At 67.7% G+C, this 11,979-nt stretch carries 7 protein-coding genes; 1 reads left to right on the top strand and 6 read right to left on the bottom strand.

Annotated elements, in window-relative coordinates; genetic code table 11:
• Positions 1-158: 158 nt before the first annotated feature.
• The 3 genes from IG178_RS09890 to IG178_RS09900 all read right to left on the bottom strand — a co-directional run bounded on the left by IG178_RS09890 (position 159) and on the right by IG178_RS09900 (position 5,359).
• Complete coding sequence (locus IG178_RS09890) at positions 159-2,018, bottom strand: M48 family metallopeptidase (protein WP_193212383.1); 1,860 nt, start codon at positions 2,016-2,018, stop codon at positions 159-161.
• Positions 2,019-2,302: 284 nt separating this feature from the next.
• Positions 2,303-3,673, bottom strand: coding sequence for an L-serine ammonia-lyase (locus IG178_RS09895; protein WP_193212384.1), 1,371 nt, complete (start codon positions 3,671-3,673; stop codon positions 2,303-2,305).
• A 210-nt stretch (positions 3,674-3,883) separates the two neighbouring features.
• The gene (locus tag IG178_RS09900) at positions 3,884-5,359 is read right to left on the bottom strand and encodes an arylsulfatase (protein ID WP_193212385.1); all 1,476 of its coding nucleotides are present in this window, start codon (positions 5,357-5,359) and stop codon (positions 3,884-3,886) included.
• A gap of 102 nt (positions 5,360-5,461) precedes the next feature.
• On the opposite strand from IG178_RS09900, the gene chrA reads away from it, so the two are divergent.
• Positions 5,462-6,769: a chromate efflux transporter gene (chrA, locus tag IG178_RS09905; protein ID WP_193212386.1), complete on the top strand. Its 1,308-nt coding sequence runs from the start codon at positions 5,462-5,464 to the stop codon at positions 6,767-6,769.
• On the opposite strand, the gene IG178_RS09910 is transcribed toward chrA, so the two are convergent.
• The 3 genes from IG178_RS09910 to IG178_RS09920 are packed head-to-tail and all read right to left on the bottom strand — an operon-like array spanning position 6,748 to position 11,949.
• Entirely contained in the window at positions 6,748-9,492 is a 2,745-nt protein-coding gene (locus IG178_RS09910) for a hsp70 family protein (RefSeq protein WP_193212387.1), read from the bottom strand. The two genes, chrA and IG178_RS09910, sit on opposite strands and share 22 nt — an antisense overlap.
• A 7-nt stretch (positions 9,493-9,499) precedes the next feature.
• On the bottom strand, positions 9,500-11,338 hold the full coding sequence (locus tag IG178_RS09915) for an Hsp70 family protein (protein ID WP_193212388.1): 1,839 nt from the start codon (positions 11,336-11,338) through the stop codon (positions 9,500-9,502).
• Positions 11,335-11,949: a DUF2760 domain-containing protein gene (locus IG178_RS09920; RefSeq protein ID WP_343225957.1), complete on the bottom strand. Its 615-nt coding sequence runs from the start codon at positions 11,947-11,949 to the stop codon at positions 11,335-11,337. Before IG178_RS09920 ends, IG178_RS09915 begins: the two co-directional genes overlap by 4 nt.
• Between the last annotated feature and the right edge of the window lie 30 nt (positions 11,950-11,979).

Consider the following 11,979-nt stretch of genomic DNA (forward strand, 5'->3'; position numbering starts at 1 on the left):
ATCCCGGCCTCCGGAAACCGGAAGGCGGGGTGCTGACAATTTGCTGTTCACCCTTACATGAAAACTCACGCACTGCGCGGTCTTCTGGGATTCAGACCCCCGGGGAGGGTGAATGTTCAAAGAATCCGAAATTATTTTTTCGGAGGCGAGAAACGACCTCATTTCCGGCGATAGACCTCGCAGTCGGCGATGCGGCGGCGCATCGCCTGGAGAACCCCGCGGTTGGCCTCGTTCTTCACGAGAATGGTCGTGTAGTCATCGCAATCCCAGGCGTCGAGCAACCGGTCTTCCAGCCGCTGGCGGCCTTCGCCGGACAAGCTCCTCGCGGCAGGTCCGCGCAACTCCAGCACCAGCACCAGATGACGCCACTGGTAGAAATGGCGGACCTGCTTGGTGCAAACCCAGACCCGGTGGATGGAGGTTTCCGATTCCAGGGCCCGCCGCAGATCCGCGAGTTCCTCCTCACCGAGGTCGTGGGGGAGAAACGAGGCCTCGGGGCTCACCTGATTCCGCTCGATCAGGGCGGCACGGAGTTCGAGTTCGTGCCGGTTGGCGCGTTCCCGGAGCGTGCCGAGCTGGTCGTGCCGGCCGTTGACGGCGTGAATCCCGGCGAGCGTTTCGAAGGCCCGGGCCGCCAGGGTGGGGTCGGCGGCAGCGCGCTCAAGGTAGTCGCAGGCTTCCGCGGCTCCTTTTTGGGCGAGATAGCAGCCCCGCAGGTAGAGTGCACCGGAGTGCGAGGGCTTGTCCTCCAGCAGCTCGAGCACCGCCGGTTGGATCTTTTCGAGGCCGTCCAGCCGGGCCAGGGCCGCGATCCGCTGCCATGCCCTGCGGCAGCTTTCCTTGGGTGCCTTGGGTTCGGCCGGCGGCCGGCGGGCGCGCAACTCTTGGGCCTCTTCCAGCCAGCCGGTGCTGAATTCGCGGCGGGCGCGGTCGATGACCTCGGACGAGAGCAGCAGTTCCGCGGCGGAGGATTTCTCGGGGATCTCCGGGGGCAGTTCGTCGAGGACCGGTCCGGCCAGCTCGAGGTGCGAGAGACGGGCGGCGAGGGTCGGGTGGCTGTCGGTTGCTTCAGGAGGCCGGGCCAAGGCCTCGGCCAGCCAGATGCCGGCTTGCCCGTCTTCCGCCGGTTTGCGCAAGAAGCTCGAGTAGCGAGCCATGACGTCGTCGGGCAGCGGCTCCCCGGCGCTTTCGGTGAGGCGGTCCAGGGGCTCCCAGAATTGGGCGTCCGCCCGGCAGCTCTGGATAGCCAGGCGTTTCAGTCCGGAGGCCAGCGCGTCCGTCGAAACCCAGCCGGCGGCCCGCCGGTCGGCTTCCAGTTCGTGGTCGCGAACCATGGCATACGACTTCGCGTTGAACTGCGGCCAGAACCAGTTGAAGAAGCTGCGGAAAAGGGGACAGAACGGTTGGGAGGAGGCGCGGCTGGCGATCCGCTCCCAGGTTTCGCGGGTGCGGTGCAGCCAGGCCGCCGTCTTGCCGTCCGACTGTGACAGGTGGGCGATCTCGTGGGCGATCACCGCCTTGAACTCCGGTAGCGGAAGCGACTCCATCAGGGGGAGACCGATGACCAGATAGGTCCGGTACCAGCCGAAAATCCCGAGCCGGGGATTCTGGACCGCCGATGCGTTCAACTCGGGATCGAGGATCACCTGGTCGAAGCGAACCCCTCCCGCCCGTTCGCCGATCTCACGGATGATCCCGTGCAGCTCCGGGTGATCGGCTTCCTTCAAAAGGATCCCCGCGGGCGGGTCGAAGCGGACCCATAGGCAGGCCATCACGAAGGCGGACAGCCCCAGTCCCGCCATGGCCAGAAGCACCGCCAGCACCGTGGCCCCCGGTCCCGGGTTGAAGCCCGCGATGATGGCCCCGGAGGCCAGCATGAGCAGGCCGGTCAGTACCGCGCCGGCCAGCGAGATATATCCGATGATAATCCACCCGACCGCGTGCCGCATGAACTCCCCTGGCTGCCGCCGCGAAGCCTCCAGGCGCGGGGCAAGGGAATTGAAGTTCTCGCGGTTCATGGGGAGGGGAAACCTGAGCGGGATCTATTCCAGATATGATGATCCTTCAACGGCAATTGATGATATTTATGTAACGGTCATGGATCCTTTCTTTCTTGCACGATAAGTGATGGGGTGTGGACGGAACGAGTCATCACGTCGCGGATGGCGGACAACCCGGGAAAACGGGTTTGAAACAATGCGCCGGCGGGCCCGTGGGCGCCGGGATGGTCTCCGAACCACCGGGATCGCCTGAATCCGTGGCAGCGGGGAAAGCACCCGCTGGATCGAAAATTGAAGTTAGATCAGCACTCCACCACGTTGACGGCGAGGCCGCCGCGCGAGGTTTCCTTGTACTTCGACTTCATGTCGCGGCCCGTGTCGCGCATCGTCTTGATGACCTTGTCGAGGGACACGAAGTGGGAGCCGTCGCCGGCCATGGCGAGGCGGGCGGCGTTGATCGCCTTCACCGAGGCCATGGCGTTGCGCTCGATGCAGGGGATCTGGACCAGGCCGCCGACGGGGTCGCAGGTCAGGCCGAGGTTGTGCTCCATGCCGATCTCGGCCGCGTTCTCGACTTGTTTCGGTGTGCCGCCGCGGAATTCCACCAGGCCGGCTGCGGCCATCGAACAGGCGACACCGACCTCGCCCTGGCAGCCGGCTTCGGCACCGGAGATCGACGCGTTGCGCTTGTAGAGCATGCCGATCCCGGCGGCGGTGAGGAGAAAGCGGTGAACGCCGTCCGGGTGCGGCGAGTGACGGAAGCGCACCGCGTAATGGAGGACCGCGGGGATGATCCCGGCGGCCCCGTTGGTCGGCGCGGTGACGACCCGGCCCCCGGCGGCGTTTTCCTCGTTCACGGCCAGGGCGTAGAGATTCACCCAGTCGAGGATGCTCAGCGGATCGGAGAGGGACGCTTCGGGCGTGCTGCGCAGGTTTTCGTAGATCGCCTTGGCCCGGCGGGTGACCTTGAGGCCGCCCGGGAGGGTGCCCTCGAGGGCACAGCCACGCTTCACGCAGTCCTGCATGGCGGTCCAGATCGCATCGAGCCGCGCGCGGGTTTCGGCTTCAGGACGGAAGGCCGCTTCGTTGGCAAGCATCAGCTCGGCGATCGAGAGGCCGGTCTTTTCACAGTTCGCCATCAGCTCCACGGCGCTGGCGAAGGGGTGGGGAACCTCGACCTCGGCGACGGCGGGTGCCTGCATCTCCGCTTCGCTGGCGATGAAGCCGCCCCCAAGCGAGTAGATGATCGCGTCGGCCAGCGGCGTTCCCGCCGCGTCGAGGGCCGTGAAGTGCATGCCGTTCGGGTGGAGCGGCAGTGGCTTGATCCGCTTGAAGTCGAGGTCGGTCTTTTCGTTGAAGGGGAGCTCGGCCCCCCACGGGGTGAGCAAGGTGCCCGCGCGGATGGCGGCGAGCTTGCCGGGGATGCTGTCGATTTCGACCTGTTCCGGCTCCTCGCCGAGAAATCCCAGCAAGATCGCCGAGTCGGTGCCGTGACCCTTGCCGGTGGCCGCCAGCGACCCGTAGAGGTCGCAACGCAAGCGGGCGACCCGGGGAGCCAGGCCCGATTCCTCAAGCCGGCGGACGAACTGGCTGGCCGCCCGCATCGGGCCGACGGTGTGCGAGGACGAGGGGCCGATGCCAATGGTGAAAAGGTCGAGGGCGGACAAGGTCATGATGCCGGACGGTGATGATTGGGGGTCGCTGCGGGCGGCGCAAGGACGCGGGAAAAATTGACCGATTCGGGGAAGTTGGCCGTCCCGCCGGGTCAATCCGGGCACGCGTCTTCCGGTGGCCGGACCCGTTATCGGGTGCCGGCAGGACGGGGGCGACCGTGCAAGTCCGCTCTGCAGTGGTCCGGGAGATGGACCGGGGATCCCCTCTGCTCAGGCATCCGGCGTTTCCATCGGGAAGATCGGGTTCGGGCTGTTCTCGCGCTTCAACAGCGCGGCAGCCTGCGCGATCAGTTCCGGATGGCCCGCGGCGAGGTCGGTCGTTTCATTCGGGTCCTCGATCACGTTGAAAACTTCCCAAGTGCCGGGTTTGCGGGTCTTGAGACCGCGGCGCAGGACTTTGAAATCCCCCAGCCGCACGGCGACCTGGCCGCCGTATTCGGGATAGATCCACAGCATTGGCTTGCTGCGCTTGACGGTCTCGCCGCCGGTGAGGTTCGGCCACAGGTCGATGCCATCGAGGCCTTCCGGGGCCTTGAGGCCGGCGGCTTTGCACAGGGTCGGGAACCAGTCGGGGAAATAGCCGGGCGTGGCGTCGGTCGCCCCGGCCTTCACCTTGCCGGGCAGGCGGACGATGGTAGGCACGCGGAGTCCGCCTTCGAGCACGGAGCCCTTGAAGCCGTTGAGACCGCGGGTGCTGTTGAAGAAGTCGGCGTCACAGCCACCAATGTTGAAGGCGGTGCCGTTCGCGCCGCGGTGGGTGGTGCCGTTGTCGGAGGTGAAGACGATCAGGGTTTCATCGAGAACCCCGGCCTTCTCCAGCGCCGTGCGGACCGCGCCGACGTGGCGGTCGAGGTCGCTGATCATCGCCGCGTAGGCCGCGCGGGGGCGGGGATGGGGGAGGTAGGCGCATTCGCCGCGGTAGGGTTTGGTGTCCCATTCCTCCGGGTACTCGTCGAGCCGGTCGAGCGGCGGGTGCATGGCGACATGGGGTTCGACGAAAGCAAGGTAGAGGAAGAACGGCTTCCGCGCGTTGTCGGCGATGAACTGCTCGGCCTCCTTCACCATCAGGTCGGGCGCGTAGTTCTCGCCGATCCACTTTTCCGCCTTCACCTCGCCGTCGGGTTGCTTGGCGTGGCCGGGGACGGGCTTTTTGTTGATTTCCACCTGGCGGTCGTTCTTCCACAGGTAGCGCGGGTAGTAGGAATGCGCGACGGCCTGGCAGTTGTAGCCGAAGAAGAGGTCGAAGCCGTGCTTGTTGGGATCGCCGGTGGAGCCGACCGGCCCGAGGCCCCACTTGCCGATCGCGCCGGTGGCGTAGCCGGCCTGCCGGAAGACCGAGGCGACGGTGAGGGTGTCGGCGCCGATCGGGTGCTGGCCTTCCTTGAACTGCGGGAACGAGACCTTTGCCTGGCGGTTGCCGCGGATCTCGGTGTGGCCGAGGTGTTTGCCGGTCATCAGGGTGCAGCGGGCCGGCGCGCAGACCGGGGCGCCGCTGTAGTGCTGGGTGAGGCGGGTGCCTTCCTTGGCGAGCTGGTCGAGGTTCGGGGTGTGGATCTTTTCTTGGCCGAAACTCCCGAGCTCGCCGTAGCCGAGGTCGTCGGCGAGAATGAAGACCACGTTCAAGGCCGACGCCGGGACCAGGGTGGCGATCAGGCAAGCGAGGGTGACGGATGCTGGAAATCCCATGGCGGGAATGCTGGCGGCTGCGGCATCCGGCGTCCCTCCGATTTCGCGAATTTTTCCTACGATATTGCGGGGATTGCGGGGAGCATCCGCGGCACCATCACCATGGCCGATTCCACTCCGTCCCGCCCCTCTTTCGCCGAGGCGTTCCGCTTCTGGCTGAAACTCGGGCTGATCAGCTTCGGCGGGCCGACCGGACAGATCGCGATCATGCACGAGGAGCTGGTCGAGAAGAAGAAGTGGATCAGCGAGGAGCGCTTCCTCCACGCGCTCAACTACTGCATGCTGTTGCCAGGTCCGGAGGCGCAGCAACTGGCGATCTATACCGGCTGGTTGCTCCACCGCACCTGGGGCGGGATCGTGGCGGGGGCCTTGTTCGTGTTGCCCTCCGCGATGCTGCTGTTCTTGCTGAGCTGGCTCTACATGGCCGGCCAGGATGTCGAATGGATCGGCGCGATTTTCCACGGCCTCAAGCCCGCGGTGCTGGCGGTGGTGGCCGTCGCGGTGCTGCGGATCGGCGCGAAGGTGCTCAAGAACGGCGTGATGTGGGGCATCGCGGCGCTGGCGTTCGTCGCGATCTTTTTCCTCAAGGCGCCGTTCCCGCTGATCGTGGCGCTGGCGGCCTTGACCGGCTGGCTGGGCGGGAAGTTCCGCCGCGACAAGTTCCTCGTCATCCCGGCCGGTGGCGGTGCCACGGCGGCCGCGGACCTGGCGGCGGATGCGGGTCATCTTCAGCCGAGCTGGGGCCGTGCGCTCCGGGTTGTCTTCACCTGCCTGGCCTTGTGGTGGTTGCCGGTTCTCGGGCTCGGCCTGTGGCTAGGTTGGGACGAGACGCATGCGCAGGAAGGGTTGTATTTCAGCAAGGCGGCCATGGTCACCTTTGGCGGTGCCTATGCGGTGCTGCCCTACGTCGCGCAGCAGGCGGTGGAGCGCTACGGCTGGCTGTCCACGCCGCAGATGATCGATGGCCTCGGCATGGCGGAAACAACCCCCGGGCCGCTGATCATGGTGCTGCAGTTCGTCGGCTTCGTCGCGGGATGGCAACACGCGCCGGCCGGGTGGTCGCCGCTGGCGTCGGCGGCGCTGGGGGCCTTGGTCACGACCTGGGTGACCTTCCTGCCTTGCTTCTTGTGGATCTTCCTGGGGGCACCGTACATCGAGCGCCTGCGCGGCAACGAAAGCGTCGCCAGTGCCCTGTCGGCCGTCACCGCGGCGGTGGTCGGCGTGGTGCTCAATCTCGCCGTCTGGTTTGCGGTCCACGCCTTGTTTCCGGCGGGCGGCTCGCTGGATCTCTTCGTCGCCATCGCCACGGTGATCGCCTTCTGGCTGATGCAGTGGCGCAAGTGGCAGATGATCCCGGTGGTCGGTGTGTGCGCGGCGGCGGGGCTAGCTTACCGCTTGCTCGCTGCCTGAGGATCGAGCACCAGCCCGGGCGGCAGGGACTCGCCGAAGAGGCCGGCTTGGTCGGCTCGCTCCAAGGGGACGTGGCGGCGGACCTTTTCCACCTTCACGGCGGCGACGCCGGCCTCGTCGAGCTGGTCGGCGATCTTCGTGCGCAGTGGCTTCGGCAGGTCGATCGAATCGTCGCCGATGACGCGTGCGGCGCGCAGGAACAGGGTCTGGATTTCCGCGAGCTCGGGGATCGACCAGTCGAGGTCCCGCAGCGCCTCGTAGGCGGCCTCGACCATCGCCGGCGGCAGGACCGCGGAGGGTCCGGCATACAAGGGGGAGCGGTTGAGCAGCAGGCCGAGGGCGGCAAGCCAGGGGTCGCAGTACTGGCGGGCGGTCGCCAGGGCGGCGGCCCGGGTGGTGAAAGCGGTGGCGAGCTCGGTCTTGAGGGCAGGCTCGATCCGTTCCAAAGCGCCGGCCAGCCGGACCAGCTCGGCGGGTGCTTTCTTGCCGGCGAGCCTCGGCAACTCTGTATCGAGTAGCGCCTGCTGGCGCACCCGGTCGAGACCGCCGGCGACCCGTCGCCAGGTGATGTAGCGCTGCAGTGCGATGCGTTTGCCCGGATGGGCCGGGCCCGCGTGACAGAGACGCCAGAGCTCGTCGATCCGGGCGGCATCGCCCGCCGCGCCGAAGCCCGGCCGCAACAGGTAGCCGGCCATGATCAGCCAAGCCTCCTCATGGTCCGGCGACTGGCCGCGGCAGTCCGCACATTCGACCAGGGCGGTCCACAGCTCGCGGATCAGGGCACCGTTCCAGTCGTGTTTGGGGTGGCCAATTTCGGACTCCAGGTGCTTGAGCAGCTGGTTGGCGGTGAGCTTTTCGCGGCCGCCCGGCGGCTGGCGGAAGGAGCGGGTGATGAGGGCGCGGGCGGCTTCGAGCGTGGCCTTGTCGACCCCGGGGTCGGCGGCCACGGAGTGGATCGGGTCCTGCGGTCCGTTTTCGTGGGGCCGCAGGTTGAACTCGAGCGGCCACGCCTGGTCGATGGCCGGGTCGGCGCTGGCGCAGGTGACGTGAAGCAGGCCGAGCTCGTTCATCCAGGCGAACAGGTGGACCGGGATACTGTCGGGGGTGCCCGCGGCCGCGGGGCCGGCGAGCTTCGCGACGGTTTCGAGCGGCGGCAGGGCGTGGAACGAATGGTGGTCCCAGATCACCAGTTCGCCGGCTTCGTCCTTCGAATGGTGGGTCGAATGGTAGGGGTGGAACTGGACCGGGCGGCCGAGGGTGAGTTCCAGGTTCGGCAACTTGATGTCGAACCGCTCGCCGGCCTTCGCGCCGTGCGGCAGGATGCACACCAGCTCCCGGCCCGTGCCCTCGCTGTGGAGCTCGAGATAGACCGCCCGGGCGGCCCCTGCCTCGATGCGGGCGCCCTTGCGCTGGATGAGCGCGCCGAACCGCGCCGCCCCGCGGGCGACGGCGAGATCGGGTTCGGGGTTGTCGAGGATGACGGGCAGGTGGCCGCCTTGCCAGTCCCCGATCTGTCGCTGCAGGCGCTGGCGCAGGGCATCCGGCACCAGCGAGCCGCCATTGAAAAGCACGGCATCGACCGGAGGCTGGCCGCGGAGGAATTCGGCGAGGTAGCGGGTGATGGCGCTGTCCGCGGCATAGGGCAGCGCCCACTCGCGCAGGCCGGCCTCGTCGCGGAGCGGTTCGGCATCGGCGCCGCATTCCGGGAAAAATCCATCCATCAGGATCGCCTCGATCTCGTCGCGGCGGATCGAGGTGGTGAGGGTGCCGCCGAACAGGCCGGAGCCGCGGCTGGGGATGGAGATCGGGAACGGACCGGCGCCCGGATCCGCCAGGCAGCGTTCCTTGAGCTCGCGGCAGCGGGCGACCAGGTAGCCCCACTGCACCGGCGCGAGTTCGGTCGGGGCCGGCAGGTTTTGCTGCGCCCGGTGGGCCAGCGCGAGGTCGATGTTGTCGCCGCCGAGCAGCAGGTGGTCGCTGACCGCGACACGCTCGATCCGCGGCAGGGGCGAGCCGGGATGGATCTTGAAAAGGCTGAAGTCGGAGGTGCCGCCGCCGATGTCGATCACCGCGACGGTGCGGGCCTCCGGGCCATCGGCGGGCAGCGCATCGCGGAGGGCATTGGCATCATCGTGCAGTTCAAGCCAGCGATAGAACGCCGCCTGCGGTTCCTCGATCAAGCGGGTGCAGTTTGGAAATCCGGCCTGCTCCGCTGCATCCAGCGTGAGCCGCTGGGCGACCGGATCGAAGGACGCCGGCACGGTGATGGTGATTTCCTGGTCGTGGAACGGCGCGTTCCGAAAGCCTGCGTCCCAGGTTTCGCGCAGGTATTTCAGCAGGATCGCCGATGCATGGACCGGCGAGATGTGCTCGCGGCGTTCGAGGGAATCCGAATGCCAGGGGAGGAAGGCCGCCGTGCGGTCGAGCGCGTGGTGGCACAACCAGGATTTTGCCGATTGGACCACCCGCCCCGGGATTTCCGCCGACTGCTTGCGGGCGAAAAGGCCGGGGATCCAGGCCGCGCTGCCACCGGGGGCGGACGCCTCGCTGCTGGTGGGCAGATAGAGGAAGGACGGCAGCGTGGTCGCTTCGCCGCGGCTGCCGGGGTTCACCCATTGCGGGATTTGGAGGACCTGAGTGCCACCGCCGTCGAGCGCTTCGAAGGCGACGGCACAGTTGGTCGTGCCGAGGTCGATGCCGATGCTGAACGTTGCGCGGGCCATGGGAGCGCTACTCGGTGCGGACCTGGAACTCGACCTTCCAGCGGTGGTCAGAGCCGGTGTGCTTCATCCACAGTTCGAGCCGGCCGACCTCGGTGACGAGCGGGTTGATCAGGACCGGAACGGCCTGGCCTTCCGGGAAGCCCTCGATGGCCGGCAGCGTGACCTCGAGCTGGCTGGTCTCCTCGAGTTCCCGCTCCGCGTTGGCGATGATCTGCCCAGGGGTGTCGCCGCTGCGGACTTCCGAGGCGAAGAAGCGGAAGACGGCGGGGCGGCCGATCGTGAGTCCGAACTCCTGGCCTTCGATGACGAATTCCGAGCCCTCTTCCATCCCTTGCGGGACCACGCAGAGCGCCTTGATCGGTGGCTTGAAGCCGGGCACCGCGGGGCGGGTGGACTGGAGGCCGATGTAGTACGAACGGGCGGTGCCGGCCTTGATCCGCAGCCCCTGGCCGGTGGCGCGGTTGCGACCGTAGATCGCAGCACCCTTGGCGACGGCGAGGTCCGGCTGGAAGCCTTCGAGCTCGCGCACCGGCCGGCCGTCCCCCCACGAGGCGAGGAGGTCGAGAACCCGCTGGCGGAGCGGGGCGGCATTGAAGACGCCGCCGTTGAAAAGCACTGCCGAGGGTTGCAGCGATTGGCCCTCGAGGGCCGCGGTTCCGACGAGAGCGGTGAGCGATTCGCTCGCCCTGACGTTTAGCAGGCTGCGGGTCAGGAAGCGCGCGAGGTGCTTGCTGACGACCGGGTCGGCGGCGTAGGGCAGGCCGAATTCCTGCAATCCGGTGCCGGCGCTTTCCTCCGGCAGTTCGGTGACCGGGGTGAGCGGGAAGAACCCGTCGAGCACGACCGCCTCCAGCGTCGCGCGTCCGAGCCGGGTCGAGACGGTCTTCGCGAACAGGCCGGAGCCGCGCGAAGGCACGGCGATCGGGACCTCGTCGATCGAAGCGTCGTTGAAAAGCTGCACCTTGGCCCGCCCGGCGGCATGGACCAGCGCGAGGAACTGCCAGTCGTCGATCGCCTTGCCGTCATCCTCCAGCTGCGCCTGCAGCGTGTAGGCGAGGGCGAGGTCCATGTTGTCGCCGCCTAACAGGAGATGCTCGCCGACGCTGATGCGTTCGAGTTCGAGGGCACCGTCCCTGCCGGTGATCGCGATCAGGCTGAAGTCCGCGGTGCCGCCGCCGACATCGCAGACGAGCACGATGTCACCGGCTGCAACCTGCTTGCGCCAGTCGCTGCCGGCCTGTGCGGTCCAGGCGTAGAAGGCGGCCTGCGGCTCCTCGAGTAGCACGACCCTGCCGAGTCCCGCGGCCTCGGCGGCTTCGCTGGTCAGGGCGCGGGCGACCTCGTCGAACGAGGCCGGCACGGTGATGACGACCTGGCCTTCGGCAAGATCCCGTTCGCGGCCTTGGGAGCGTTCCGCGGCGAGGAAGCCCTCGCGCAGGTGCTCGAGGTAGAGGCGCGAGCAGTCGAAGGCCGAGAGTTTGGTTTCGGCGATGGCGGAATTCCACGGCAGCACCGGCTTCCGTGGATCGGTGTGGAAATTCGACAGCCAGGACTTCGCCGAGGTCACGAGCCGGTCGGGCACCAGCGCCCCGTGGTCGCGGGCGAAATGGCCGACGACCGCCTGCCCTGCTCCTGTAGCCCAGGGCAATTGCAGGGAGCCGCCGGGGAACTCGTCCGGGTGCGGGAGATAAAGCGCCGACGGCAAGGTCGGCTTCTCGCCGATCTGTTTCGGGCCGGTGATCTGGGTCACCTCGACGACCGAACCCCGGCCGCTGTCCAACTCCTCGATGGCCGCCGCGCTGTTGCTGGTGCCGAGGTCGATGCCGAGGCTGAATTGCAGGCTCATTTCAGTTCCACTTCGGCGGGTGCAATGGCGGGCAGGCGGTCGCCGTCGGCCTTGAGGATGCGCGGAAGTTTGACGGTGCCGGTCTTCCATCCCTTGTGGACGAGGGTTCCGGTGAAGGGGGGCTCGCCGCTGATCTTCCCGAGCAGGCGATACTCGTCCGCGGCGTAGCCCGCCGGCAGGGTGATCGGCTCGCCTTCCGCGGAGCCGGCGACCGGGGCGATGTCGAAGTGCTCCTTCAGGACCGCGGCGCAACCTTGGTGGACGACCCGCGACGCCGCCGCGACCTGGCTGTCGTCGTAGGGCGTGATGTCTTCCATCAGGAAGTCGACGAAGCGGCCCTTTTCCTGGAGCAGGCCGACGAAAGCGATGACCTCGGCCTCCGCGGGGTGGGCGGTCGGCGCCGGCGGTGGAGGCGCGGCGGCAGGGGCCGGAGCCGCGGGAGTGGGTGCCGCGGTGGTTTGGGCGGGGATGAAGGCGAGGCCGGCGGTCAGCAGGGCGAACACGGCGGCCGCGATACCAAGGATCATCGCGTTGGCATGGAGTGCCGGCACCAGCAGGAGGACGTTGAGCACCACGACCAGCAGCGCGCAGAGGGGAAGGAAGCGTTTCACGGCAAGTGAAGGGGGTGGAATTCAGGACCG

The organism is Neoluteolibacter marinus, assembly GCF_014904755.1.
Taxonomy (GTDB): Bacteria; Verrucomicrobiota; Verrucomicrobiia; order Verrucomicrobiales; family Akkermansiaceae; genus Haloferula; species Haloferula marina.

Coding starts and splice junctions, on each gene's coding strand:
- IG178_RS09890 (WP_193212383.1), bottom strand. CDS start 2,018: ATGAACCGCGAGAACTTCAATTCCCTTGCCCCGCGCCTGGAGGCTTCG.
- chrA (WP_193212386.1), top strand. CDS start 5,462: ATGGCCGATTCCACTCCGTCCCGCCCCTCTTTCGCCGAGGCGTTCCGC.
- IG178_RS09900 (WP_193212385.1), bottom strand. CDS start 5,359: ATGGGATTTCCAGCATCCGTCACCCTCGCTTGCCTGATCGCCACCCTG.
- IG178_RS09910 (WP_193212387.1), bottom strand. CDS start 9,492: ATGGCCCGCGCAACGTTCAGCATCGGCATCGACCTCGGCACGACCAAC.
- IG178_RS09895 (WP_193212384.1), bottom strand. CDS start 3,673: ATGACCTTGTCCGCCCTCGACCTTTTCACCATTGGCATCGGCCCCTCG.
- IG178_RS09915 (WP_193212388.1), bottom strand. CDS start 11,338: ATGAGCCTGCAATTCAGCCTCGGCATCGACCTCGGCACCAGCAACAGC.